This is a genomic window from Exiguobacterium sp. (assembly GCF_020832205.1).
In the GTDB taxonomy this organism is placed as follows: domain Bacteria; phylum Bacillota; class Bacilli; order Exiguobacteriales; family Exiguobacteriaceae; genus Exiguobacterium.
Genome location: NZ_JAFIFD010000003.1, coordinates 77505 through 103378, shown reverse-complemented (window position 1 = coordinate 103378; position 25874 = coordinate 77505). Strand labels below are relative to the sequence as shown.

28 protein-coding genes and 1 pseudogene are annotated in these 25874 nt (G+C 55.3%); 5 read left to right on the top strand and 24 right to left on the bottom strand.

From position 1 onward, the window contains the following. Position 1: 1 nt before the first annotated feature. The 4 genes from JJU47_RS00800 to glyA form a co-directional block, all read right to left on the bottom strand. Positions 2 to 679 carry a response regulator transcription factor gene (locus JJU47_RS00800; RefSeq protein WP_228615674.1) on the bottom strand — a complete coding sequence of 226 codons (678 nt, stop codon included), beginning with the start codon at positions 677 to 679 and terminating at the stop codon, positions 2 to 4. Between the two features lie 70 nt (positions 680 to 749). Continuing rightward, positions 750 to 1019: a hypothetical protein gene (locus JJU47_RS00795; RefSeq protein ID WP_228615673.1), complete on the bottom strand. Its 270-nt coding sequence runs from the start codon at positions 1017 to 1019 to the stop codon at positions 750 to 752. A 107-nt stretch (positions 1020 to 1126) separates the two neighbouring features. Next, complete coding sequence (locus tag JJU47_RS00790) at positions 1127 to 2065, bottom strand: hypothetical protein (protein ID WP_228615672.1); 939 nt, start codon at positions 2063 to 2065, stop codon at positions 1127 to 1129. A 3-nt stretch (positions 2066 to 2068) separates the two neighbouring features. Next, on the bottom strand, positions 2069 to 3322 hold the full coding sequence (glyA, locus tag JJU47_RS00785) for a serine hydroxymethyltransferase (RefSeq protein WP_228615671.1): 1254 nt from the start codon (positions 3320 to 3322) through the stop codon (positions 2069 to 2071). 130 nt (positions 3323 to 3452) lie between these two features. Here glyA and JJU47_RS00780 point away from each other — a divergent pair, with 130 nt between their 5' ends. Then, positions 3453 to 4238: an alpha/beta hydrolase gene (locus JJU47_RS00780; RefSeq protein ID WP_228615670.1), complete on the top strand. Its 786-nt coding sequence runs from the start codon at positions 3453 to 3455 to the stop codon at positions 4236 to 4238. 412 nt (positions 4239 to 4650) lie between these two features. Here the strand turns inward: JJU47_RS00780 and JJU47_RS00775 are convergent, their stop codons facing one another. The 9 genes from JJU47_RS00775 to rho all read right to left on the bottom strand — a co-directional run bounded on the left by JJU47_RS00775 (position 4651) and on the right by rho (position 11572). After that, the gene (locus JJU47_RS00775) at positions 4651 to 5184 is read right to left on the bottom strand and encodes a TIGR01440 family protein (RefSeq protein WP_228615669.1); all 534 of its coding nucleotides are present in this window, start codon (positions 5182 to 5184) and stop codon (positions 4651 to 4653) included. 5 nt (positions 5185 to 5189) lie between these two features. Further along, positions 5190 to 5630, bottom strand: coding sequence for a ribose 5-phosphate isomerase B (gene rpiB / locus JJU47_RS00770; RefSeq protein ID WP_024370859.1), 441 nt, complete (start codon positions 5628 to 5630; stop codon positions 5190 to 5192). Between the two features lie 4 nt (positions 5631 to 5634). Continuing rightward, complete coding sequence (locus tag JJU47_RS00765; protein WP_228615668.1) at positions 5635 to 6135, bottom strand: low molecular weight protein arginine phosphatase; 501 nt, start codon at positions 6133 to 6135, stop codon at positions 5635 to 5637. A 37-nt stretch (positions 6136 to 6172) separates the two neighbouring features. Further along, the gene (locus JJU47_RS00760; RefSeq protein WP_228615667.1) at positions 6173 to 7168 is read right to left on the bottom strand and encodes an L-threonylcarbamoyladenylate synthase; all 996 of its coding nucleotides are present in this window, start codon (positions 7166 to 7168) and stop codon (positions 6173 to 6175) included. Continuing rightward, positions 7140 to 8006, bottom strand: coding sequence for a peptide chain release factor N(5)-glutamine methyltransferase (gene prmC, locus JJU47_RS00755; RefSeq protein ID WP_228615717.1), 867 nt, complete (start codon positions 8004 to 8006; stop codon positions 7140 to 7142). The genes JJU47_RS00760 and prmC overlap by 29 nt, the downstream gene beginning before the upstream one ends. Beyond that, positions 8006 to 9076: a peptide chain release factor 1 gene (gene prfA / locus JJU47_RS00750; RefSeq protein WP_228615666.1), complete on the bottom strand. Its 1071-nt coding sequence runs from the start codon at positions 9074 to 9076 to the stop codon at positions 8006 to 8008. The genes prmC and prfA overlap by 1 nt, the downstream gene beginning before the upstream one ends. An 81-nt stretch (positions 9077 to 9157) precedes the next feature. Then, positions 9158 to 9769: a thymidine kinase gene (locus JJU47_RS00745; RefSeq protein ID WP_024370864.1), complete on the bottom strand. Its 612-nt coding sequence runs from the start codon at positions 9767 to 9769 to the stop codon at positions 9158 to 9160. Between the two features lie 137 nt (positions 9770 to 9906). Then, positions 9907 to 10149: a type B 50S ribosomal protein L31 gene (locus JJU47_RS00740; protein ID WP_021066109.1), complete on the bottom strand. Its 243-nt coding sequence runs from the start codon at positions 10147 to 10149 to the stop codon at positions 9907 to 9909. 82 nt (positions 10150 to 10231) lie between these two features. Further along, positions 10232 to 11572, bottom strand: coding sequence for a transcription termination factor Rho (gene rho / locus JJU47_RS00735; RefSeq protein WP_228615665.1), 1341 nt, complete (start codon positions 11570 to 11572; stop codon positions 10232 to 10234). Positions 11573 to 11947: 375 nt separating this feature from the next. On the opposite strand from rho, the gene JJU47_RS00730 reads away from it, so the two are divergent. Then, positions 11948 to 12646, top strand: a complete 699-nt coding sequence (locus JJU47_RS00730) for a C40 family peptidase (RefSeq protein ID WP_228615664.1) — start codon at positions 11948 to 11950, stop codon at positions 12644 to 12646. A gap of 10 nt (positions 12647 to 12656) precedes the next feature. Here JJU47_RS00730 and JJU47_RS00725 read toward each other — a convergent pair whose 3' ends face one another. After that, positions 12657 to 13175: a DUF421 domain-containing protein gene (locus JJU47_RS00725; protein WP_228615663.1), complete on the bottom strand. Its 519-nt coding sequence runs from the start codon at positions 13173 to 13175 to the stop codon at positions 12657 to 12659. 117 nt (positions 13176 to 13292) lie between these two features. Here JJU47_RS00725 and JJU47_RS00720 point away from each other — a divergent pair, with 117 nt between their 5' ends. Next, complete coding sequence (locus JJU47_RS00720; RefSeq protein WP_228615662.1) at positions 13293 to 13694, top strand: hypothetical protein; 402 nt, start codon at positions 13293 to 13295, stop codon at positions 13692 to 13694. Positions 13695 to 13703: 9 nt separating this feature from the next. Here the strand turns inward: JJU47_RS00720 and JJU47_RS00715 are convergent, their stop codons facing one another. From JJU47_RS00715 to JJU47_RS00680, 8 genes are all read right to left on the bottom strand, one after another. After that, entirely contained in the window at positions 13704 to 14474 is a 771-nt protein-coding gene (locus JJU47_RS00715; protein ID WP_228615661.1) for an ABC transporter permease, read from the bottom strand. Then, positions 14464 to 15390 (bottom strand): ATP-binding cassette domain-containing protein, encoded by a 927-nt coding sequence (locus JJU47_RS00710; RefSeq protein WP_228615660.1) that lies wholly within the window; start codon positions 15388 to 15390, stop codon positions 14464 to 14466. The genes JJU47_RS00715 and JJU47_RS00710 overlap by 11 nt, the downstream gene beginning before the upstream one ends. A gap of 102 nt (positions 15391 to 15492) precedes the next feature. Next, positions 15493 to 16461, bottom strand: a complete 969-nt coding sequence (gene glpX, locus JJU47_RS00705) for a class II fructose-bisphosphatase (protein WP_228615659.1) — start codon at positions 16459 to 16461, stop codon at positions 15493 to 15495. 17 nt (positions 16462 to 16478) lie between these two features. Next, positions 16479 to 17732 (bottom strand): UDP-N-acetylglucosamine 1-carboxyvinyltransferase, encoded by a 1254-nt coding sequence (gene murA / locus JJU47_RS00700; RefSeq protein WP_228615658.1) that lies wholly within the window; start codon positions 17730 to 17732, stop codon positions 16479 to 16481. Between the two features lie 26 nt (positions 17733 to 17758). Further along, entirely contained in the window at positions 17759 to 18409 is a 651-nt protein-coding gene (gene fsa / locus JJU47_RS00695) for a fructose-6-phosphate aldolase (protein WP_047376171.1), read from the bottom strand. 149 nt (positions 18410 to 18558) lie between these two features. Then, on the bottom strand, positions 18559 to 19413 hold the full coding sequence (fba, locus tag JJU47_RS00690; RefSeq protein ID WP_228615657.1) for a class II fructose-1,6-bisphosphate aldolase: 855 nt from the start codon (positions 19411 to 19413) through the stop codon (positions 18559 to 18561). Between the two features lie 160 nt (positions 19414 to 19573). Then, positions 19574 to 19933, bottom strand: a complete 360-nt coding sequence (locus JJU47_RS00685; RefSeq protein WP_228615656.1) for a response regulator — start codon at positions 19931 to 19933, stop codon at positions 19574 to 19576. A gap of 108 nt (positions 19934 to 20041) precedes the next feature. Next, complete coding sequence (locus tag JJU47_RS00680; protein WP_228615655.1) at positions 20042 to 20428, bottom strand: YxeA family protein; 387 nt, start codon at positions 20426 to 20428, stop codon at positions 20042 to 20044. A gap of 69 nt (positions 20429 to 20497) precedes the next feature. Here JJU47_RS00680 and JJU47_RS00675 point away from each other — a divergent pair, with 69 nt between their 5' ends. Further along, positions 20498 to 20950, top strand: coding sequence for a hypothetical protein (locus JJU47_RS00675; protein ID WP_228615654.1), 453 nt, complete (start codon positions 20498 to 20500; stop codon positions 20948 to 20950). Positions 20951 to 20995: 45 nt separating this feature from the next. On the opposite strand, the gene JJU47_RS00670 is transcribed toward JJU47_RS00675, so the two are convergent. Beyond that, complete coding sequence (locus tag JJU47_RS00670; protein WP_228615653.1) at positions 20996 to 22651, bottom strand: glycerol-3-phosphate dehydrogenase/oxidase; 1656 nt, start codon at positions 22649 to 22651, stop codon at positions 20996 to 20998. 262 nt (positions 22652 to 22913) lie between these two features. Here JJU47_RS00670 and JJU47_RS00665 point away from each other — a divergent pair. Further along, positions 22914 to 24029 (top strand): annotated as a pseudogene (locus tag JJU47_RS00665) (NADH-dependent flavin oxidoreductase). A 392-nt stretch (positions 24030 to 24421) separates the two neighbouring features. Here the strand turns inward: JJU47_RS00665 and JJU47_RS00660 are convergent. Further along, complete coding sequence (locus JJU47_RS00660; protein WP_228615652.1) at positions 24422 to 25753, bottom strand: polysaccharide deacetylase family protein; 1332 nt, start codon at positions 25751 to 25753, stop codon at positions 24422 to 24424. Positions 25754 to 25874 lie beyond the last annotated feature (121 nt).

Genomic DNA, 25874 nt, shown 5'->3' with positions numbered 1-25874 from the left:
GTTACTCACCGCGCTTCAACATATACCCGACGCCCCGTACCGTCTGGATCCAATTGCCGCCAAGCTTCTTCCGGACGTAACGCACATACACGTCGACGACGTTCGTATCTCCATAATAATCAAAACCCCAGACGTGCTCGACGAGTTGGTCCCGGGTGAGGACACGTTCAGGATGTTCAAGGAAGTAGACGAGCAAATCGAACTCACGCCGGGTCAACTCGACCGTCTCTCCGTCGCACGTCACTTCATGACGATGGACATCGACCGTCAGGCCCTCGTAAGACAACACCCGCTCACTCGTATCAGTCTGGACGTGCTGCCGCATCCGTAAAAAGGCACGGATGCGCGCGAGCAGTTCCTCCATTTCGAACGGCTTCGTGATGTAATCATCTGCCCCTAGGTCGAGCCCGCTCACTTTGTCGTAACGGTCCCCCCGCGCCGTCACCATGAGGACAGGTAAGAGCGGTTGTTCTTCTTTGACGCGGCGCACGACTTCAAGGCCGCTCATCTGCGGCAACATGACGTCGAGAAGCATCAGGTCAATCCCTCCTCCGAGCGCCCGCTCGAGCCCCGTGCGCCCGTCGTGAGCGACCTCGACCGCGTACCCGGCATGCATCAGTTCTAGTTGCAACAGTCTCGCAATTTTAGCATCGTCTTCGACGACGAGAATCGTTGGCATCTCATTCATCCTTTCTGAAAAAAGCGCCGAGCAGTCCGCCCGACGCATCCTTATTCTGTTCCCGGACTGTTCAGTCAAAAAACGGACGGACCGTCTCCGGGATCATCTGCTCGAAACGCGTCTCAAGCGAGTCAGTCCACTGTTCGAATCGCAAATCGAGCCCTTCAGCTCGGAACGACAACTCGTTGCCGTATGACAACAGTTGCTCGAGCCATTCGTTACCGCTCATCGTAAACATAAAAAATCCGGCGACCCCGGCCGCCATGAACATCACGGCCAGTATCGTCATCATGAATCGTTTGACGAACCGATTGATTCCACCTCTTCTACTGCGCTGCATCTAATCTCTCCCTCTCTTTTTTCTTCACTATACGAGGTCAAGCTGAGAGGGACGGGTGAATTGCATTAGAATTTGATGAGAAAAAGGCTGCAGCACAGGCTGCAACCTCAGTCTTGTTTCAACACCGATTCGGCGATCGGGGCCCAATACGTCCCTTCCATCGCCGCGACCTCGGCGAGTGTCGTCCGGTACGCGGCATCCCCTTGTTTTTTCTCGGCAATGCCTTTCATCCATAAGACGTCTGCTTTGTAGCCTGATTCCGGGTACGCCTCGATGTAGGCGGCATAGTCCGAAATGTCGGCTTTCTCCAACTTGTTGTCGACGAGCAACCGATAAAAACCGACCGCCTGCTCTTGTCCGGCTTTCGCTTTGCCGACGAGAAGTGCGTCCGCTTCCTCGTACCGTTTATCCGACACGAGCGACTCGACTTCGGCGAGCGGGACCTCTGCCTGGGCCGCTTCCGCCGGGGCGGTCTCTTCCGTCGCCGGGTCTTCGGCTTGGAGCGCCTCGTTCTCTTGTTCAAGACGCGCGACTTCTTGCTCGAGTTCTTCGAGCCGTTTCGCGAGCGCCTCCTCTTCGGTCACGGTCACGACTTCCGGAGTTTCCGTCACGGGAGCGGCCGGCGGTGTCGATGCCTCCGGCCAAAAGACCAAGGCGGCAAGCGCGAGCGCGACGACAGCCGGGAGCCCGAACCATTTCATGTCCCACTTGAAGGCAGAACGCCAATCCGATAAGTCCGCGTGGTTCACGACGGCCGATGAGAACGAACGAAAGCGGCGCTTGGCCGCCTTCTTTCCGTTCGCTTTCACTTCGAGCGCGAGCCCGAGCCGATGAAATGCCGCGGGCACTTTCATCCCGAGAAGCGGGACGATCCGCTCACTCGCTTCGCTGTAATAGCCGTGGTCGAGGAGTGTCATCACGACGCCGAACTCATTGGCGACGAGCCGAAACGTCGGGTCGTGCTCGCCTTTCCTTACGAGCCATTCCGTCATGTCGATGAGCGGCAGTTCCGTCAGTTCTCGGTCTGCGAGTGTCCGTACGTCCATTCGTCAGCCTCGTTCAGGGTAGAGCGGAAACTTCGCCGTCAAGTTGCGCACGGCTTCGTGCGCTTCGGCAAGCACTGCCTCATCTTCATGGTTCGTCAAGACACGGCCGATCAAACGAGCGACTTCGCCCATATCGTCTTCTTTGAAGCCGCGTGTCGTCATCGCCGCCGTCCCGAGACGAATTCCGCTCGTGACGAACGGAGATGCCGGGTCGAACGGGATCGTGTTCTTGTTCACGGTGATGCCAGCCTCATCGAGTGCATGTTCGGCCGCTTTTCCGGTAATGTCGATACCACGGAGGTCGACGAGAAGCAGATGGTTGTCCGTACCGCCCGATACGATGCGGAGCCCTTCTTCTTCAAGACCTTTCGCGAGCGCCTGTGCGTTTTTGATGACTTGGGCTTGATAGTCTTTGAATTCAGGTTGGAGCGCTTCACCGAACGCCACCGCTTTCGCGGCGATGACGTGCATGAGCGGACCGCCTTGAATGCCCGGGAAGATCGACTTGTCGATCGCCTTGGCGAACTCTTCTTTACAAAGGATCATCCCCCCGCGCGGTCCGCGAAGCGTCTTGTGCGTCGTCGTCGTCACGAAGTGCGCATGCTCGACCGGGTTCGGATGAAGACCGGCCGCGACGAGTCCGGCGATGTGGGCCATGTCGACCATGAGGTAGGCACCGACGCTGTCAGCGATCTCACGGAACTTGGCAAAATCGATTGTGCGCGGGTACGCAGATGCACCGGCGACGATCAGTTTTGGCTGATGTTCTTTCGCGAGGGCGGCGACGACATCATAGTCGATGTGTTCTGTATCTTTGTCCACACCGTACTCGACGAAGTTGTATTGCACGCCCGAGAAGTTGACCGGACTTCCGTGCGTCAAATGACCGCCGTGCGACAAGTTCATCCCGAGCACCGTGTCGCCTGCTTCAAGTACCGTGAAGTAGACGGCCATGTTCGCTTGCGCGCCCGAGTGTGGTTGGACGTTAGCATGTTCTGCACCGAACAGCTCTTTCGCGCGGTCGCGCGCCAAGTTCTCAGCCACATCGACAAACTCGCAACCGCCGTAGTAACGACGGCCCGGATAACCTTCCGCGTACTTGTTCGTCAGCACGCCGCCTTGCGCTTCCATGACCGCTTCTGAGACAAAGTTCTCCGAGGCGATGAGTTCGATATTCTCCCGTTGACGACCGAGCTCATGTTGCATCGCTTCAAACAATTCCGCATCCTGCACTTTCAACTTCGTCGTGTTTACCATGTTGAAACCCCCTCTGAATGTCTAAAAATCAACACCCCCATCGTACCATATGCTCGTTTTTTTGGGTATCGTCTTAATCACGTGCAAAGTTGGGTATGGTATGGAAGAAGAACATTTGAGGAGGATCCTTATGATTGAGACGAGACAAGTGACGATCACCCCGTTCGAGCGCGAGCGAGTGATTCGAATTTATACGCCGGACGACTACGAGCTGACAGACAAGCGCTACCCGGTGCTCTACATGCACGACGGGCAAAACGTGTTCCAAGATGAAGATGCGAGCTATAAGATGAGCTGGCGCGTCGGCGATTACTTAGCCGCCTCGAAGCGCGACTTGATCGTCGTCGCCATCGACAGTGCCCCAGGCGAGATGCGGCTCGACGAGTATGGCCCGTGGGAGAACCCGTACATCGGTGAGAGCCTGCTCGGGCAAGACGTGACTCTCGGCGGCCAAGGTTCGGCCTATATCGAATATATCGCCCAAGAGTTGAAACCGATAATCGATGCCAACTATCGGACGAAGCCGGACGAGACCGGGATGATGGGCAGCTCGATGGGCGGATTGATCTCGATTTACGCCGCTTGCGTCTATCCGGACGTCTTCACCCGCGTCGCCTCGCTCTCCTCGGCGTTTTGGTTCAACCAGACCGAGCTCGAGCAGTTGATTGAGGCTAACGACATGAAAGGCGTCGAACGGTTGTATATGGACGTCGGCCGCAAAGAAGTCGAACAGCCGACGGCGGACGGACCGACGAACGAGATGTACTTGGAGTCGAGCGAGCGTGTCTACGCCTTGCTCCGCGACAAAGTCGAACACCTCCGTTTCGAAGTGATCGAAGAAGGCGTGCACAATGAAATCGCCTGGCGCGAGCGTTTCCCGATGGTCGTGTCATACTTGTTCAGTGAAGACTTATGAAAGTAAGCCGGTGTTGGACCGGCTGGTTGCTTATTGACGAACAAAATGCTCACGCCCATCCTTTTGGCGCCTCCGCTTTCCTAGGGGCGAGCAGGAGCCGCATCGCTATACGCTGCTGGGTCTCCCTTTGCTCGCTGGATCCCTCAGGAGTCTCCGGCGCCTTCGGATGAGCGACGCGAGAGTCCCCGACGGCCGATAGAAATAGCCGCCACATGCGAATTAAGAATCAAAGGCTCCGTTTCATGTTCTACCTAGGTCGGAAGGCGTTATAATGCGGTAGTCAGAAGCCGCCACCACGTTGTGTCGAACAAAGCACCTCAAGGTATTCATACATTAAAAAGACGAACCCAATCGCGATATGCGATTAGGTTCGTCAACAGACTTCCAGCCGGTCCATGACCGGCTGGTTTTGTTATTTGGCTGGATAGTGTGCCCGCGGGCCGCCAATCAGCTTCGGCCGTGTGACAGCGAACGTGACGTACGCCTCGCCGAGCTGTTTTGCCGACAAACGGACCGGGATTGCGACCGGCTTCAAATGCATGCCAATCAACGTCGAGCCGATGTCGATTCCCGCGTCCGCTTGAATCGATTCGACGACACACGGGGTCTCGAGATGCTCGTACGCTTTCTCGGACATCGCACCCCCGGCCGCCCGAATCGGGACGACCGTCACTTCCGTCAATCCGAACTGCTTTAACGTCCGGCGCTCGACGGTGAGGGCCCGGTTGATGTGCTCGCAGCCTTGAAAAGCGAGGTGGACACCGGTCCGGTCCCGGAACGACAAGAAGGCGTCGATGAACTCCGCGGCCACGTCGATGGACCCGGCCTTGCCGATCGTCTTCCCGATCACTTCACTCGTCGAACAACCGATGACGAGAATCTTTTCCTCATCTAACGGAAACCGTTCATGCAACTCCGTCAATAAGTTCAAAAGCTCCGTCTTCATCGTCGTCACTTCGATTCGTAAGCACTCATCTTGCCGACACGGTTCGAGTGGCGTCCGCCTTCGAAGTCCGTATCGAGCCACGTTTCGACCAAGTCGAGCGCGAGGCCCGGTCCGATGACACGTTCGCCCATCGTCATAATGTTCGAGTCGTTATGTTGACGCGTCGCTTTCGCGCTGAACGAGTCATGGACGAGTGCCGCACGGATGCCTTTCACTTTGTTGGCGGCGATGCCGATGCCGATCCCCGTCCCGCAAATCAAGATGCCGCGGTCAAATTCACCGGCAGCGACTGCTTCCGCGACCGGGATGGCCACGTCCGGATAATCGATCGACTCGGCCGAGTGTGTCCCGAAATCTTTGTACTCGTGCCCGAGCTCCTCTAATAATCCGATGATGTCTTTTTTCAAGTTGAATCCGCCGTGATCGGCGCCGATTGCGATTTTCATTCCGTCATTCCCCCGTCTTCTTTGGTAGGCGTCTCGGTGGTTTCGTCACCTTTGACCCGTCATTCGTCAATTTTAACACAAGTCGGTTGACGAGTGGTTCGAGCTCGTTCCGCACTTGACGATACACGTTCATCGACCCGCCGAACGGGTCATTGATGTCACGTTCGAGCCCGGTCACGAATTCGTAAAGTGTATACGTCCGGTCGGCGAGTTCCGGGTGCGTGTCCCGAATCTGCTCGCGGTGCGCCCGCGTCATCGTCAAGATGATATCGGCCCAGCGGCCGAGGACGTCGTCAAACGTCTGCGTCACGTGGTCAAGTTCAATCCCACGCTCGCGCAATACTTGAAGGGCATTCTCTGAGGCGTCAAATCCTTGCATCGTCCGCAGACCGGCCGAACGAATATCAAACTCGTCACCGGTCACTTTCGAGCGCAGCAAGGCCATCGCCATCGGGCTTCGGCACGTGTTTCCGCTACATATGAATAATACGCGTTTTATCGACATCGCGTGATCCTCCTCTATGTCCTTAAGCCTCTTCCTCTTACCGGACGACCTTCCCGCCCGCCGCCTTGTAGAGACGGTTATAGACGGCAAGCGCGACTCCCGTCGGCTCGATCCGGTTCACATAAATCTCTTCCACATCGGTCTCATCAAATTTCCGTAACGCTTCGTATAACCGCTTTGCCGCCGTCTCCATCGAAGTACCGAGGGACAACGTGACGTCAGCCGGGGTCGGCTGTTCATCGAACACGAGCGCGCCGACTCGCTTGCCCGACCCTTGCCGTGCGGTGATGATCCGGACGAGGTCGTCGCGCCCACCGTCGACGAGATAAAGCGGGGCGCTCGGGGCATAATGGGTGTACTTCATGCCGGGTGACCGTGGTGCGGCTGCTTCGTCGCTCAAGTTGGCGTCCAAATGGACCGGACCGATAACGGCCTCGATCGCTTCTTTCGTCACACCGCCGGGACGTAAAATCGTCGCCGGTTCCGTCGTACAGTCAATCACAGTCGACTCGACGCCGATGCCTGTCGGTCCCCCATCCATAATACCCGCGATGCGACCGGACAAATCATCGGCCACGTGTTTCGCAGACGTCGGGGACGGTCGTCCGGAGCGGTTCGCACTCGGTGCCGCAAGGCCGAGACCAGACGTACGAATCAAATCGAGTGCGGCTTCGTGGTCCGGCATCCGGAGCCCGATTGATTCGAGTCCTGCCGTCACGAGTGACGACGCCCGACCGTTCGACGGTAAGATGATCGTCAAGGCACCGGGCCAAAACGCTTCCATCAAGCGTCTGGCGGTCGGCGGGATGGTTTGCGCGAAATGTTCGGCTTGCTCGACCGATGCCACATGAACGATGAGCGGGTTGTCTGCCGGTCTGCCTTTCGCCTCAAAAATTTTGCGGATGGCGACATCGTTCGTCGCGTCTCCAGCGAGGCCGTATACCGTCTCCGTCGGCATGGCGATGACTTCGCCCGCTTTCAAGAGATCTACCCCAATCTTCACTTCAGTCGGCTTGATCCATTTCGTTTCCATGCGCAATCCCTTCCCTCACGGCGAAGACGATTCGGTCTTTACCGTTTATATCTTTTAAAATACCCGTTTCTGCTTCAGGATAACGTTCGGACAGGTACGTTTTCACAACTTGTCCTTGGTTATACCCGATTTCAAACGCGATCAACTGCCAATCCGGCCGCAAGACACGCTTTGAATCGGCGATGATCTGACGATAAAAGTCGAGCCCGTCCGCTCCGCCGAACAAAGCGAGTTGCGGCTCGAACGCTGCGACCGTCTCATCGAGCAGTTCGTCCGCTTCGATGTATGGCGGATTCGAGACGAGCACCCGAATCGATTCGTCCGCGATCGGGGCTAAACAGTCACCTTCATGGAATACGACGTCGGCGCCGAGCACCTTCGCGTTCCGCTTCGCCACCGCGATCGCTTCCCGGGAAATATCGACGGTGTGGACGCGTTTCCCGAGCTCGAGGCTGAGCGTGACGGCGATGGCACCCGTACCGGTGCCGACGTCGACAATCTCGTCCTCCCCGACCGTTCCGACATGTTCGACGACCCACTCGATCAACTCTTCCGTCTCCGGCCGCGGAATTAAGACGTCCCGGTTCACCTCGAACGTCCGTCCGTAAAACGGCGCGGACCCGATCAAATGTTGGACCGGCTCGCCAGTGACGAGTCGCTGCATGCCTTCGTCGAACGCGGCTGCCTCTGTAGCGGTCAACGACTCGGACAGACGGACGAGCAGACCCGTCCGGTCGACACCGAGGATATGCATGAGCCACCACTCGGCCATCGAGGCGTCGCGACCGGCTTCGGTCAATGTTCGTTCAGCTGCTTTCAAGACGGCGGCGATCCGCATCATTCCGCATCCTCCATGAGACGAGCCTGTTCGTCCATGACGAGGGCGTCGATGATGTCATCGAGCTCACCGGCGAGCACGCGGTCAAGTTTTTGAAGCGTGAGCCCGATCCGGTGATCGGTCACCCGGCTTTGCGGGAAGTTATACGTCCGGATCCGTTCCGAACGGTCCCCGGTCCCGACAGCCGACTTGCGTTGGGCCGACAGTTCTTCCAAATGTTCGCTCTGCATTTTGTCGTACAGGCGGGCCCGGAGGACTTTGAGCGCCTTGTCCTTGTTTTTATGTTGCGACTTCTCGTCTTGACACGACACGACGAGACCGGACGGGATGTGGGTCAAGCGCACGGCCGACTGCGTCGTGTTGACGGACTGGCCGCCCGGACCGGATGACGTGAACGTATCGACCCGGACGTCTTTCATGTCGATGTGCACCTCGACGTCTTCCGCTTCCGGAAGGACCGCCACAGTTGCCGTCGACGTATGGATGCGTCCGCCCGATTCCGTGGACGGGACGCGTTGGACACGATGGGCCCCGTTCTCGAACTTCAGCTTCGAATAAGCGCCGGTCCCGTTAATGAGGAACGTCACTTCTTTAAAGCCGCCGAGCTCGGTATAGTTGGCGTCGATCAGCTCAGCTTTCCAATTTTGCCGTTCGGCGAAACGTGTGTACATCTTATAGAGGTCACCCGCGAAAAGCGCCGCCTCGTCCCCGCCGGCCGCCCCGCGAATCTCGACGATGACGTTCTTATCGTCGTTCGGGTCTTTTGGCAAGAGCAGTACCCGGAGTTTTGCCTCGAGCGCTTTCACTTCTGGTTCGAGAAGCGACATCTCTTCTTTGGCGAGCTCGCGCATGTCACTGTCGAGCGTGCGGTCCTCGAGCATTTGCTTCGCTTCTTTATAGGCCGCGCTCGTCTCTTTGTAGCGTCGGTACGCTTGCACCGTCTCTTCGAGCTGAGATTGCTCTTTCGAATATTGGCGCAATTTATTGGAGTCGCTGAGCACTTCTGGGTCAGCGAGCATCTCATTCAATTGCATATAGCGTTCTTCTAATACACTTAAACGGTCAAACATGATGATCCGTCCTTTCTCCGTCAAATCGAACTGTCTTCATTATAGCAAAAAACGAACCGCCGAGGCGGTCCGCATTGGTCATCAATCGGCCACCGTATGGCGGACCGGGCGTGGTTTGTTCGGGACGTCATGACAGTGGCGGCAACGCGGTTCGTACGATTCCGCGGCGCCGACCAAGATGACCGGGTCCTCATAGCGGGCCGGGTGCCCGTCAATCAAGCGCTGCGTCCGTGACGCCGGGGCGCCGCAAGACAGGCAGATCGCCTGCAGCTTCGTGACGAACTCTGCACGCGCGAGCAGTTCCGGCATCATCGTGAACGGTTCACCGCGGAAGTCCATGTCGAGACCTGCGCAGATGACACGTTTGTCTTCTGACGCTAACTGCTCGATGACGTCGACGATCCCTTCGTCGAAAAACTGGACTTCGTCGATGGCGATGACTTGCGTCTCTTCACGCACCGCGTCGTACAAATCTTGGCTCGACTGAATCGGGACGGCCACGACCGAGTTGCCGCTATGCGACACGACGTTCTCCTCGTGATACCGGTCGTCGATGGCCGGTTTGAACACTTGTACCGGGATTTTGCCGTAATGGGCCCGGCGGACACGACGAATCAGTTCCTCCGATTTCCCAGAAAACATACTCCCACAAATCACTTCAATCCAACCGTATCGGTTCGTCACATGCATCATTTTTCTTCGCCCTCTCCATCGATAATCGCTTCCCGATTATACCCATCTTTTTCTTCAAGAAAAAGGGTTGACTTCTATCTACAAAAAATAAAAACCGCCAAGGGCAATCCCTAGGCGGTGTGCATACAAGTTGACGATTAACGTTGGTACTTCTTGTTGAAGCGCTCGATACGACCGTCCGCAGATGCGAATTTCTGGCGACCTGTGTAGAACGGGTGCGAGTCAGAAGATACATCGACACGGATGAGTGGGTATTCGTTACCATCTTCCATCGTGATTGTCTCGTTAGAGTAACGAGTCGAACCAGAGATGAATTTGAACTCAGTCGTCGAGTCCATGAATACGACTTTACGGTATTCTGGGTGGATTCCTTGTTTCATTGCTTTTCAACTCCTTCGGCCCTAAGTATTCTTTCAACCTAGAGAAAGTTCACTAGAATATAATAGCACCCGGTCCACAGATTTACAAGTCAGTTTTTGTTTTTTTCACCGGGCGGCGACTCTTTTTCTTATCGGCCTCAAGCGCCGCGAAAAAGTCGACGTTCGTCTTCGTCTCGCGGACACGCCGCAGAAACTGATCGACGAAGTCTGGAGACTCGTTCATCGTGCGTCGAATCGTCCATAACATATCGAGCTCGTCCTTGCCGAGAAGGAGCTCTTCTTTCCGCGTCCCCGACCGACGGATGTCGATGGCCGGGAAGATGCGGCGTTCCGCGAGCTTCCGGTCAAGATGGAGCTCCATGTTGCCCGTTCCTTTGAACTCTTCATAGATGACGTCATCCATCCGTGAACCGGTATCGATGAGCGCCGTGCCGAGGATCGTCAAGCTGCCGCCGTCTTCGATGTTCCGGGCCGCTCCGAAGAACTTCTTCGGCTTGTGGAACGCGGCCGGGTCGATCCCACCGGAAAGCGTGCGGCCGCTCGGCGGGACGGACAAGTTGTACGCCCGCGTCAAGCGCGTGATCGAGTCGAGCAAAATGACGACGTCTTTTTTATGTTCAACGAGGCGCATCGCCCGCTCGAGCACGAGTTCGGAGATGCGGGCATGGTTTTCCGGTGTCTCGTCGAACGTCGAGTAGGCCACGTCGGCCCCAGGCACAGAACGTTGGATGTCCGTCACTTCTTCCGGGCGTTCGTCAATCAACAAGATGATCAGTTCAACGTTCGGGTGGTTCGTCGTGATCGAGTTGGCGATCTCTTTCAATAGAGACGTCTTCCCCGCTTTCGGCGGCGCGACGATCAAGCCGCGCTGTCCGAATCCGACCGGTGCGATCATGTCCATGACGCGGACCGACAGATGGTTCGGTTCCGTCTCGAGCACCATCCGCTCGTCAGGATAGATCGGCGTGAGCGCCGGGAAGTAGTCGCGGTTGCGCGTCGACTCGGTCGTCTCTCCGTTGACGGCCTCGACACTGAGCAACCCTTGGAACCGTTCATTCTCTTTCGGTTTCCGGACTTTCCCCGTCACGAGATCTCCGTTGCGGAGATTGAAACGACGAATTTGGGAAGCGGCGATGTAGATGTCTTCGGAAGACTGCGAGTAGTTGATCGGACGGAGGAATCCGAAGCCGCCATCGTTTTGTGACTGCGGGTTCGGCGGGATGATTTCAAGGATGCCTTCGAGGAAGTAGAGGTCCTTCGATTCGGCTTGCGATTTTAAGATGCGGAACATGAGCTCCCGTTTACGCGCCTCCCGATATTGCGGCACGTTCACTTCTTTGGCGATCTCATATAACTCTTTCAACGTCTTCGTCTCAAGTTCACGAAGCGTATAATTTCTGGCCGGTTCAGTCTGTGGACTCATTCAAGTCACCTGTCTTTCATGATTCTATATTTGAAAAATAATTGTAAAGTCCTCATTCATCTAATCACAATTCATAGATGACGTCACTTGTTAAAAATGGCTTTATGACAGTCTATTCCCCTGATGTTTAAAAGATAACAGTCATTTTTGTTTCTATGTAACAAATAAGTCTTTATCCTCGCATATTGTTTCAAATATGTTACAAGAAAACCGTTTTTGTCTTGTGATTGAAAAATGCCATTGGTCTCGCGCATGATATAGTTTATTTGCAAAGGAAACCGGGTAACACTCGTAACTTATGCTTAACAATCGTAAATACACATCGTCCATATACAATCACAGGGTTTTATTTTTGAAAACGGAGGGAATTACATTATGTTAAAGCGTTTCGCATCTATCATCGTCGCTGCCACTCTCGCGTTCTCGGGTCTCGCCTTCACTACGAGCGAACAAGCAGAAGCTTCAACTGGAACATTTGCTTACTCGAAAGTAAACGGTTTGAACATCCGTACATCGGCGTCACTCAACTCATCAGTCGTAGCTAAGATGGATAAAGGCCAACGTTATACATACCTTGGTAAAGTCGGATCTTTCTACAAGATTAACTACAAAGGGACTCACCGTTACATCTCAGCTTCAGCAACGTACACGTACTTGCAAGCAGCTACAGCAACGACTGTAAAGACTGCTTCAACAACAACGGCAACAGACGCTCGTTCGAAACTCGTCGCTGAGTCGAAGAAATACCTCGGCGTACCGTACCGCTTCGGCGGCACGACAACAGCTGGTTTTGACTGCTCTGGTTACACAGGCCACGTTTACAAGAAAGCGATCAACAAGTCGATCCCACGTGACTCACGCTCACAATACGCAAACTCGAAAAAAGTTTCGAAGTCAGCGATTCAAGCTGGAGACCTCGTGTTCTTCTCACATAACGGAAGCACGATCCAACACGTCGGTATGGCACTTAGCAAAACACAAATGATCAACTCAGAAACAGGCGGCGTTAAATACGCGAGCTTCACATCAGGTTACTGGGCGCCACGTTACGTCGGTGCTGGAACGTACCTCTAATCAAACGACTTCAACGACTCGGTTCATCGGAACCGAGTCGTTTTTTTGTGTCCACATGTTGAAGCACCTTCTCTGTTCCCGTGAGCACGGAAAACGTTCCGTCCGTCTCGAGAACGACGGCTTCGACTTGTTTAAAATCAGTGCCGCTCGAGCGGATTGCTTGGAGCACTTCAATCTCAAGCACACGCTCTTTACGCATCGGTCCTTTTAGATACGTCCCTCTATAAAATAAGAGCGTCGGGGTCGACTTGATCATCTGATTGATCCGTTCGGATTTCGTCGCCAGCTTCGCCACGATGTATTGCAGCAAGACGAGCGTCGCAAAAGCGGTCAGCCCGTTTAAGAGCGGCGTCTGCTCACTCGTCAGCGTCGTCGCTACAATCGAGCCGAGCGCCACGGTCACGATGAAATCAAAAGCGTTCATCTTGGCGAGCGTGCGCTTGCCTGAAACGCGTAAGATGACGATGATCGACACGTACGCCCCGATACCTGTCAAAACAATCCGCAGCATCGCGTTCAACTGTTCCATCTATGCTCCCTCCCTTCTTCCCGTTGTTCCACGCGTGAACTGAAGTTAACCTTCATTCATATTGCGTTCACATTCGTCCGGTACACTTGAGACGATTCTAATAAGGAGTGATCACATATGGTAGAAAAAACTTGGAGTCTGCGTCTCATCCGCCTCGCCGCCGTCTTCGGCGTCATCGGGACGGCCATCGGCTCGCACATGTCAGGGGCCGGGAGCTATGCGTTTCGACCGATTCACGCCCACATCTTGCTCGCCGGTTGGTTATCCGTCTTTGCTTGGGGCGTCTTTTATCGGTTGTATCGCGTGAAGCACCCGTTGCTCGTCACTGTCCATGGCTGGACGGCCGTCATCGGCTCGATTGGATTGACGAGCGGGATGTGGCTCTATGCGATGAACCCGTTTCAGTGGAACGAGACGTTCACGATGGTTTATTTCATCATCGGTGGTACGGTCTCCTTGATCAGTTTCATCTTCTTTTTGATCGTCACCTATATGATTGAACATGACGAGCAGGATTAACCCTGCCCGTCATTTTTGTTTCAAGGCTCCCCTCGCGTTCGTCGCGGCGAAGACGACCATGATGACACTCATCGCACCGGCGACGGCGAGGCCCGCCGACAAGGCGCCCCAGTCAATCGTCGGCTGTGTCAAGACGGCGCGCATCCCCTCGAAAATATACGTCGTCGGATTGAGCGTCGCCGCTACTTTGAGCCACTCCGCTTCAATCAACTCTTTCGGGACGAACGTCGTCGACAAGAAGATGAGCGGGAAGAAGAGAAGCGTTCCGGCTTGTGCCGCCTGAGCATTCCGCGTCTTCAACGCGACCCCGACCGAATAACCGGCAAAGCCGAGCCCGAAGCCGAGCGCGAGCAACACCGTGAACAAGAATCCCGGCAAACCGACCGGGATGTCGAGTCCGAGCATGAACGCGACGGCAAAGATGAGGAGCGTCTGGACGAACAACTGCAACATACCGGCGATCATCGGACCGAGGACGATTGCCGTCCGCGTCGCCGGCGTGAGGAGGAGCCGCGCAAAATAACCGCTCTCAATGTCACGGACGAGCGCTTGTCCGGTCCCCCCGGCCCCGCCGACCGCCCCGGAGACGATGGAGACGGGCAAGATGAAGTTCAAATAGGCGCTCCCGTCAAATTGAGGCAACGAGGCTATGCTTGACAGCCCGCTCGTATAAACGAGCAAGAAAAACACGGAAATGATCAAGTTCGGAATGAACGAGAACGGATTGCGGATCGTCGTGACCAGACTCCGTTTCGTGAACAGCCACGTCTCAGTCCACATTCGGGACACCCCCTTCATACGACTCGCCGGTCACTTTTAAGAACACGTCGTCGAGCGATGGTTGCTTCACGGTCAAACGTTCCGGTTGTAAGGCACGGTCATCGAGCAACCGAATCACTTCCATCAGCGTGTAGTCGCGCAGCTCGAACGTGACGTTCGCGCCCGTCGCCGCATGACCGAACAGACGGGCCGCCGTTGCCGCTTCTTCATCGTTGTGAAACGTCATCGCGATCGTCTCGCCGCCGACGAGCCGTTTCAACTCTTCGGCCGTCCCTTCACTGATGAGCTTTCCATGATGAATGATGGCGATACGATCAGCGAGTTCATCCGCCTCTTCCAAATACTGCGTCGTCAAAAAAATCGTCGTTCCGAATTCGCGATTGAGCCGTCTCACTTCGTTCCATATCTCGATACGGCTCGCCGGGTCGAGCCCGGTCGTCGGCTCATCCAAAAACAACACGGTCGGCCGGTGCACGAGCGTGAGCGCCAAGTCGAGACGGCGCCGCATCCCGCCTGAGTACGTCCCGCTCCGCCGGTCGGCTGCATCTGTCAACGAGACGACCCGCAACAGTTCCTCGGCCCGTTGTTCCGCTTCTTGCTTCGTCATCTTGAAGAGGCGTCCTTGGAGGACGAGCAGTTCACGACCGGTGAGCACCTTGTCGATTCCCGTCTCTTGAAGGGCGACCCCGATCGAGAGCCGGACTTCTTTCTCTTGTTTGACGACATCGTACCCGTTGACGCGCGCCGAGCCTGCCGTCGGGCGGACGAGCGTCGTCAACATTTGTACCATCGTCGACTTGCCGGCCCCGTTCGGACCGAGAAAGGCGAAAATCTCTCCTTCGTCCACAGAAAACGAGACGCCATCGACGGCCGGGACGTCCTCGTACGTCTTGACGAGCGTTTCGACTTCAATCATTCGCTCCACCTCCTGCCTGTTTTATTCCCGTTCCCGTCGCTTCTTAAATATGTAGACACACATCAAAAAAGCTGCAGACACGAAGTCTGCAGCTCGAGAGAATCAAGGTTTCATGACCATTTTCGGTTTTTTCTTCAAGGAATGGATCCCTTCGACGAAACGGACCGTCCCCGACTTCGCCCGCATGACGACCGAGTGGGTCTGTCCGCCCTGTCCGGTGAACTGGACACCGCGAAGCAACTCCCCGTCCGTCACACCGGTCGCGGCGAAGATGCAGTCCTCACCTTTGACGAGGTCGTCGAGAAGTAAAATCCGTCCCGTGTCGGCAATCCCCATGTCTTGGCAACGCTTTTCTTGCGCCTCGTCTTCCGGGAGCAAGCGCCCTTGGAAGTCACCGCCGAGACATTTCATGGCGACGGCTGCGATGACGCCTTCCGGCGCCCCGCCCGACCCGAGCAACAAGTCGACCCCGGTTTTCGGGAACGCCGTGTTGATTGCCGCGGCGACATCGCCATCCGGAATCAATTTGATTCGGGCACCCGTCGCCCGAACGCGTTGAATCATCTCTTCGTGGCGGTCGCGGTGCAAGATTGTGACGACGACGTCTTCGACGTTTTTGCCTTTCGCCTTGGCGACGATGGCGATATTTTCTTCAATCGAGTTGTCGAGACTGATCAGCCCGGCCGCTTCCGGTCCGACCGCAATCTTATCCATGTACATGTCCGGTGCGTGGAGAAGGTCACCGGCGTCGGCAACGGCGAGCACGGCGAGCGCACCCCACGTTCCGGTCGCGACGATGCTCGTCCCTTCAAGCGGATCGACGGCGACATCGAGACGTGACCCATAGCCGTTTCCGACTTTCTCGCCGATATAGAGCATCGGGGCCTCGTCCATCTCGCCTTCGCCGATGACGACGATTCCTTTCATCGGAATCGTATCGAAGACGTCACGCATTGCCGTCGTCGCCGCGTCATCAGCCTCCACTTTCAAACCTTTTCCCATCCAGCGGGCCGAAGCGAGCGCTGCCGCTTCCGTGACCCGGACCAATTCCATTGATAAACTACGTTCCACCCGAATTCTCCCCTTCGTTACTCGGACACCTCATCTACCCAGACGAGCGCGCCGAGTCGTTTTAGTTTGCCGACGAAGTCGACGTATGAGTCGTTCAATCTTTCTGCATGAAGCACGGTCGATTCCCCACTCGCCTGAAGGCCCGATAAGACGAGCGCCGCCCCGCTGCGCGCATCCGCGCATTCCATCTCGGCGTTCGCGAGCGGATTGCCGCCGCGGATGACGGCCGATGCGTCTTCGAGCGTGATTTGTGCGTTCATGCGGCGCATCTCGGCGATGTGACGGAAGCGCTGTGCATACAGCTTGTCCGTCACGATGCTCGTCCCGTCCGCCTTTAAGAGTGCGGCCGACATGATCGGCTGAAGGTCGGTCGGATATCCCGAGTAATGGAAGACGCGGATATCCGTCGGCACGAACGTGTTCGCCCGGACGGTGATCGCCTCTTCCCCGACTTCGACTTCAGCGCCGTAGTCGAGCAGTTTTTGAATGACCCCTTCGAGATGGTGCGGGATGACGTTTTGAACCGTCACTTCCCCGGCTACCGCCCCGTAAATCATGAACGTCCCGGCTTCTAACCGGTCCGGGATGAGCGTGTGCGTACATCCGTGCAGACGCTCGACCCCTTTGATGCGGATCTCGTCCGTTCCGGCGCCGATGACGTGCGCCCCCATCGAAGTGAGCATCGTGGCGACGTCGACGACTTCCGGGTCGATCGCGGCGTTCTCGATGACCGTCGTCCCTTCGGCAAGTACGGCGGCGAGCATGGCGCTCACCGTCGCCCCGAACGAACGCAAGTCGAGATAAATCCGATCGCCGACCAATTTGTCGACACGGACGTGATAAAGACCCGACTCATTTTCGACATGGATGCCGAGCCGCTCTAACGCTTTCAAGTGCAAATCGATCGGTCGTGGACCAATCGCATATCCTCCCGGCAATCCGACGGCTCCTTTTTTGAACCGGGCCGCGAACACGCCGAGCAAATAGACAGCAGCCCGGACTTTTCGTGTCTCCGAGCCGAGTAACGGCATGGCGACGGCATCTTTGGCGTGAAGTGTCACCCGTTCGCCGTCCCGTTCCACTGTGACCCCGAGTTCTTGTAATAGACTGAGCATCACTTCGACGTCCTCGATGCCCGGGACGTTTTCGATCGTCACCGGTTCCTCGGTGAGGAGCGCCGCGACGAGGCACGGTAACGCGCTTTGTTTGGCGCCGCTGATGTCGACTGTACCTTCAAGTTTTTGCTGTCCTACGATATGGAGAATTTCCACGATGATCAAACCTTTCTACGACGAACTTATTTGGATTGAGCGTTGTTCCAATCCGCTAGGAACTGCTCGATTCCTTTGTCAGTGAGCGGATGTTTCATCATCTGTTCGATGACTTTGTACGGTACGGTGGCGATGTCGGCACCAAGTAAGGCCGCTTTCGTCACATGTACCGGATGACGGACCGATGCGGCAATGATTTCCGTCTCGATGCCGTGGATCGCGAAGATGTCTGCGATCGTCTCGACAAGGTCAAGACCGTCTTGCCCGATATCATCTAGACGACCGATGAACGGCGAGACGTATGACGCGCCGGCACGTGCCGCTAAGAGTGCTTGGTTGGCGTTGAAGATGAGCGTCACGTTCGTCTTGATGCCGAGTTTTGAAAATTCATGGACGGCTTGCATGCCATCCGGTGTCATCGGTACCTTGACTGTAATATTCGGTGCGATGGCCGCAAGTTCCTTTCCTTCTTCCACCATACCCGCTGCATCGAGTGCAATAACTTCCGCACTGACCGAGAGATCCCCGACGATCTCACAAATCTCACGAAGCCGTGTATGGAAGTCGACGCCTTCTTTCGCGACGAGCGATGGATTGGTCGTCACGCCCCCGATGACGCCCATCCGGTGAGCTTTCTTGATGTCTTCCACGTTTGCCGTGTCAATGAAAAACTGCATGTGTATTCCTCCTTGAAATGTGATCGCTTACACTCCTTATTATGAGGAAACCTCCCTCGAATTGCCACACCATTTACACCCTTGTGCACCAGAGATCGAAAAATGAAAAAAGCCGACTCTTCGAAAAGAGTCGACTTGGTGGGACAGGATTAAGCTTGGTTGCTTGAACCGAACTCACGCATCTTGCCAGTAACGACGTTGTAGATCGCTTCGATACCAGGTCCGATGATTTTACGTGGGTCATATACTTTCGAGTCAGCAGCGACTTTCTCACGTACTGCACGAGTCCATTCTTGTTGGCACTCTGTGTTAACGTTGATTTTGCTGTGGCCGAGCTCGATTGCTTTTTTGATTTGGTGCTCAGGAATTCCTGAACCGCCGTGAAGAACGAGTGGAGTTTTTGTCGCTTCCGCGATTTCTTCCATCTCTTTGAAGCCGAGTTTTGGCTCGCCTTGGTATTCGCCGTGTACAGAACCGAGTGCTGCCGCAAGAGCGTCAACTTTCGCTTCTTTGACGACACGTACGCACTCTTCGAGGTCAGCGTATTGTACGCCGCCAACGACGCCGTCTTCTTCGCCGCCGACTGTGCCGACTTCCGCTTCAACTGAAGCGCCTTTAGCGTGTGCGTATTCAACGACTTGTTTCGTCATTTCGACGTTTTCGTCGATCGGGTGGTGTGAACCGTCGATCATGACTGATGTGAAACCAGCGTCGATCGCTGCTTTACACTTGTCGAATGAAGAACCGTGGTCGAGGTGGATTGCAACTGGAACAGTGATGTTGTAGTCGTGCATGAGACCTTCAACCATTTTGACAACTGTTGTGAAGCCACCCATGTACTTCGCTGCACCTTCTGATACACCGAGGATAACTGGTGATTTCTCGTCTTCCGCAGCGCGAAGAATCGCTTGCGTCCACTCGAGGTTGTTGATGTTGAATTGGCCTACTGCATACTTGCCTTCGAATGCTTTGTTAAGCATTTCTGTCATTGATACTAATGGCATAATGACATCCTCCTGTCTGTTCGCTATTGTGCACTTTGGGAAAAATGCCCCCGTGCAATTCGTTCCCATTATAACACACGTCGAAACGTGTGCCTATGCTATTCGGAGATAGAAATGGCTCTGCGCAAGCGTTTACATATGTCATCTTCGTGACGAAACATCAGATTTCTAACACTTCTTTCACTTTCTCGATCATTCCGTAAATGTCGAACGGCTTCTCGAACTGGGCGGCGATGCCGAGCCGTTTTACTTCTTCGATCGTCGTCTTCTCCCCAAACGCCGTCATGATCATGACCGGTGTGTCGATGTCTTGCTGTCGCATGTTCCGAAGCACTTCATGCCCGAACATACGCGGCATGTTCATGTCGAGTAGTACTAAATCATATCCGTTCTGTTCGAGTTTTTCCCAGGCAGAGAGCCCGTCGTTCGCCGTATCGACCTCGATGCCGAGGTTTTGAAATACTTGGGCGAGCATCAATCGAATCCCGTCCTGGTCGTCTGCAATTAACATGCGTGACATCGGTTACCCTTCTTTCCTGTTCGTGATCTAGTTTACGCTCCATCCATAACCATACCAAATCCGGTTTCGTTTGGCGACGCGTCGATTTCTAAAAGAAGGGAACGAGGCTCAAAGCCCCGTCTCCCCGGCCTGTTCCATCTTCAATTCCGGCGGGACGTCCCGTTCGTCGACTTTCTCGAACGTCGTCACCGTTCCTTCGTCTTTCACGTACAGCTTGAAAAAATCGCCTTCCGCGAGCCGTGAGGCGGACGTGAACGTGAAAGATCGTTTCTTCTTCTCTTCATGATAGCCAATCGTCGTATATTCGTAATCTGCCCCGTCTCGGCCCGCCGTCTCGATGCTCGGGATGCGGACGTAGTAAGTGTCCGCAAACAGACGGTCCGTGTCGATGAGGAACCATCCGGCGAGAGCGGCAAGAAAGAGGATCGTGGCTAGTAGTCGCTTCCGCTTCATCGGTATCCCTCGCTTCATATGATCGCTATCTTTCCATACCATATTCTAGCGATTCCTAAACACCGCACCGCTTGCTATACTGAGTTCATTGACACAGATAGGAGATACGATATGAAATCATTATTCGGCTTTATGCTGTTTTTGCTCGCCATGTCCGGCGGTGTCGCCGTTACCGCTTGGGCGTTCGGGAATGAAGCGGTCCCTCTCGCCTACGATGAGTTTTACGAAGACGACGTCCCGCTCGCCACGTCCATCGATGCCGAGCTAGAAGACATCCCTGAGACGTTCGGCGTCATCTCTGAAGTGTTTGACACACCGATCGCGGCAACCGCTGTCGACGCGATTCAACAACAAGTGTCGGACCCAAGTTTGCAAGAAGCGATTCTCCATCCGCTCGGTGAGATCGACGTCATGTTTGAAGGGCGTCCGACCACACTCACGGTCGAGGCCGAAGTGTATCGGGAAGACGGAACGTATATCTTGTTCTACTTCACCAGTGACGAAGATGTCGTCCTCGCACTCGACGACCGAATCATGGCGTATTACGACGAGCTCGGCATATGAAAACGGAACTCCGCCCTTGAGCGAAGTTCCGTTTTTTTTGCTCGTTTATTCGACTGTCACCGGCACGACCGCGAGTTCGATCTCTTTCTCGACCTCGGCCCGCTCTTCTTCGAGACGTGCGTCCGACCATTTGAAGACGTCCGCCATGCAGCGCAACACGCCGTCTTTGTAATTTTGGACGAAATCGATGTCAAAGAACATCGCGCCCGTACGGCGAACGAGGAAGTCGATGGCCCGGACGACCGCCTCTTCTTCGATGCCGTAAAGAAGTTGAGCGTAGACGATCTCTGGGAGGTCGTACGCGTTCGAGTCCATCCGTTCAGTGACACGGTCAATGTTTGATCCATATAGACGGACGAGTTGTTCCGCCTTGTCGTCTTCGATCCCGAGGTTTTTCAACTCGGCTTTCTTCTTCGTCAAGAAGTCTTCGAAGCCTTTCGAGCCGCCGACGTGACCGCCCGACATCGGCATGTGCTTCGTCCGCGAAGCGAGGAAGACGATGCCTTCTTCTTGTTTCAACAGTTTCGCCACGAGATCGACGACCGTCTCTGACATTTTGCGGTAGCCGGTCAGTTTCCCGCCGGCAATCGTGATGAGGCCGCTCTCCGACTGCCAGACTTCATCTTTCCGCGAGATTTCAGACGGATCTTTCCCTTCTTCATAAATGAGCGGACGGATACCGGCCCAGCTCGACTCGACGTCGTCCGCCGTCACCGTCACATCCGGGAACATATAATGGATCGCGTCTAAGATGTAGTCACGGTCTTCCGTCGTCATACGCGGGTGCGCCTTGTCTTTATCAAAGAACGTATCCGTCGTACCGACGTACGCTTTCCCGTCGCGCGGGATGGCGAACACCATCCGGCCGTCCGGTGTATCGAAGTAGATGGCTTGTTTGAGCGGGAATTTCGATTGATCGATGACGAGGTGAATCCCTTTCGTCAAACGCAACATCTTCCCTTTGTTCGAGCCGTCCTGTTCGCGCAGCACGTCGACCCATGGCCCGGTCGCATTGATGACTTTCTTCGCATACACTTCGTACGTCTTCCCGTCGATTTGATCCTCGACGTTGACGCCGACGACTTTGCCGTTCTCATAGATGAGGCCGGTCACTTTCGAATAGTTCAACAAGAGCGCCCCATGGTTCGCCGCTTCCTTCGCGACTTCAATCGTCATCCGTGCGTCGTCCGTGCGGTACTCGACGTAATAGCCGCCGCCGACAAGGCCGTCTTTTTTGACGAGCGGCGCTTTTTGGATGACTTCTTCCGGTTTCAACATGAGTCGGCGCTCGGCCCGTTTGACACCGGCGAGGAGATCGTACACCATCAAACCGACCGCCGTCGAGAGCGGTCCGAACGTGCCGCCCGTGTGCATCGGCAACAACATGCGTTCCGGTGTCGTGACGTGGGGACCGTTCTCATAGACGATGGCCCGTTCTTTTCCGACTTCGGCGACGAGCGCGATTTCGAACTGTTTCAAATAACGGAGTCCCCCGTGGACAAGCTTCGTCGAACGGCTCGACGTGCCGGCCGCGAAATCTTGCATCTCGAGAACAGCCGTCTTCATCCCCCGTGATGCGGCGTCAAGGGCAATCCCCGCTCCCGTGATCCCGCCACCGACGACGAGGACGTCGTGACGTTCCCCTGTCAATTGTTCGTATCGCTTGGCTCGTTCTTTTGCTGAGAAGTTTCTGATTTCCATCTTGTTCCCTCCTATAATGAATCCGGCTCGATGTATACGAAAAGAGACCACAACAAAACAAGGCTTCGCCCCCCATGTCGTGGTCTCTCTGTAGTCTCCAACCGGTTATCAACTTTTCTCCTGTATTATACCCTATTCTCCTACGTTCAACCATCGAACGGCTCACGCGACGTGCGACGTGCCGAACCGAAAGCTTCCGGCTCGCAATTTTGAAACCATAAGACTAGACTTCAAAGTATCATGACGAAGGAGGAGTTTGAATATGCAACGCATGCTACAACCTTTCCATTTCAAAAACGGTGTCGAGCTGCCAAACCGGCTCGTACTCGCACCGATGACCCATTATTCATCACAGCCGACAGGGGAAGTATCGGAACACGAACTCGCCTATTACCGGAAACGCGCGAAAAACGTCGGGCTCGCCATCACGGCGTGCGCTTACGTAACCGAAGACGGCAAAGGTTTCCCGAACGCGTTCGGCGTGAACGATGACAAGTTCATCCCGGGTCTGCGCCAACTCGCCGAAAGCCTGCAAGCGGAAGGCTCGAAAGCCATCTTACAAATCTTCCACGCCGGTCGCATGTCACCGCCGAATCTCGTCCCGAACGAGCAACCTGTGAGTGCGAGCGCGGTCGCACCGGTCCGTGAAGGAGCCGTCACACCACGTGCACTCGAGACCGAGGAAGTCGAGGCAATCATCGCAGCGTTCGGTGACGCGACACGACGTGCGATCGAGGCCGGATTTGACGGTGTCGAGATTCACGGGGCGAACACGTACTTGATTCAACAGTTCTTCTCACCGCATTCGAACCGACGCGACGACCGCTTCGGCGGAGATGTCTTTGGGCGTCTCACGTTCCCGCGCGAAGTCATCCGGGCGGTGAAACGGGCAGCGGAAGGCGCGGAGAACTTCCTCGTCGGCTACCGCTTCTCGCCTGAAGAAGTCGAGGAACCGGGCATCACGCTCGATGATAGCGACGTATTGATCGACATGTTGCTCGAGGAAGGGCTCGACTACATCCACGCCTCGCTTTGGAACTTCAACACCGCCTCGATGCGAAATGAAAATGTGACGGAGCGGTCCATCGATCGAATCGCCAAGCGTATCAACGGTGCCGTCCCGCTCATCGGAGTCGGACAGCTGCATCGCCCGGGCCAAGTCGAAGACGCCCTCGACGTTGTCGACCTCGCCGCGCTCGGCCGCGAGCTCATCATCGATCCGGACTGGCTTTAAAAAGTGAAAGACGGCCGTGAAGACGAGATCGAGACCGAGCTCGACTTGAACAAACAAGCCGAGCTCGCTGTCCCAGCCCCGCTTTGGAACGCCATCACGACACGTGCCGGTTGGTTCCCGATTAAAGATCAACACGTGAAGTAAACGAAATGCCCGCAGCGATCTGATGGCACTGAAAAACTTTAAATGATTTTAAGCAGAGGAGCGCCGTCCCGGATGGGATGACGCTCCTCTGCCTTCATCGCCCTTCGAGCCGCCCTGTCCGGCACGCCGCTTTCCTGGGGGCGGGCAGCGAGCCGCATCGCGACCGCATCGCTGCTGGGTCTCGCCTTGCCCGCTGATTCCCCAGGAGTCGGCGTGCCCTCGGGCGGCGCTGTACGTGCGCGTCATTCCGAAATATACTGGCTTTAACCAATTAATATGGAAAAAGGGAGATTGTCCCGACATGAGTCGGTCCAATCTCCCTTCTTTCTGTTCCAGCTTGGATAAAGCGGAGGTTTTTCAGTGCCTGAAGCGATCTCCGGGCTTTTTTTTGTTCATTGAATCGTTAACAACTCGCTCATCGTCACGAACTCGTACCCTTCACGTTCGAGCGTGGCAAGGACGCGCGGCAGTCCTTCCGCCGTCGAGGCGTGGATGTCGTGCATGAGCACGACCGCACTCGGGTGGACCCCGTCTACAATCAGCTTATGCATCTCGGACGGGTTGCGGTGACTCCAATCGAGCGAATCGACCGTCCATAAGGCCAGAGTCTGGCCACGCATTTCAATGACTCGTTCTACCTCTTCATTTTTAGCCCCATACGGTGGACGGACGAGTTTAGCCCGTTCGCCGACGAGCTGTTCGATTCGCTGATCCACGCTCTCGAGCTCGGCTTCAATCCCGTCAAGCGGCAATTGGGCCAAGTTCGGATGGTGCTCCGTATGGTTCGCCAGCTCATGCCCTGCCGAAGCGACCGCTTTTGCCACATCCGGATAAAATTCGATTTGGCTGCCAAGCATGAAAAACGTCGCGCGCGCATCGTACGCTTCGAGTGCTTCGAGCACTTTCGGCGTCACCGTCGGATGCGGACCGTCATCGAACGTCAACGCGACGTACTTTCCGTCCGGGTCGAGCGGAGGTCGGGATGGCGTGACCGTCGTCTCTTCGATGTTGTCTTCTGATTGCTCGCTAATTTGTTTCGACACGTATGGGGTGACATCTTCAAGCGGGATGTTCACTTCCACAACACCCGCCGCTCCGGCTGCCACTTCATATTCGTCGAACCATACCGTCAGCCCGGACGATGTGAGCATCCATTTCGTCGTCTTCGGGTCAGACAGTGCCTCTTCGACTAGTTCTTCAAACACGTATTCGTTTCTATGTAACTGCTCGGCCACGGTCGTCTGGAACCACGTTAGCGTGTCTTCGTCATCGTGGAAAACATCTCCCCATTCGAGAAATTTCCCCGCCTCGATATCTAAGTGAAACACGTCGACCGTCGATTGACCGTTCGCGCCTCCTGTGAACGCATACGTTTGCAACACAAGCGTGTAAGACGATTCACTCGTCTTAAATGAATCGGTTTGGATGTTCAAGTGGCCTTGTTGTCCACGACTCACCGTAAGGCGTTCTTGAAATCCTTCTTTTTTTTCCTTAATGAAAGTGTCGAGCGTCTCGTTCAAGGCGTCATGGTCGGTCTTTGGGACAGACACTGCCATCGTATAGTGCCTCGTCTGTTCACTTTCGACCGTCAAATAGAGGCCCGGATACTTGCCAGTGAAAGAAGGCGCTGGTACTTTTTTCGTCGTCGGAGCCGCCCCCGCCATATAGTACCACGTCCCCAACCCTAGTAAAATGAGCATGACAAGCAACAAGTTTCGTTTCATCGTTCTCTCTCCTATTCAATTTTCATCGTTTCGATTGTAGCAAAAGGCTTGCCTGCGATGTTGACAAATTAGCGTCAACGTCATTTGTCCGCCAAAAAGAATTTGTGTGATGCCCGCGACT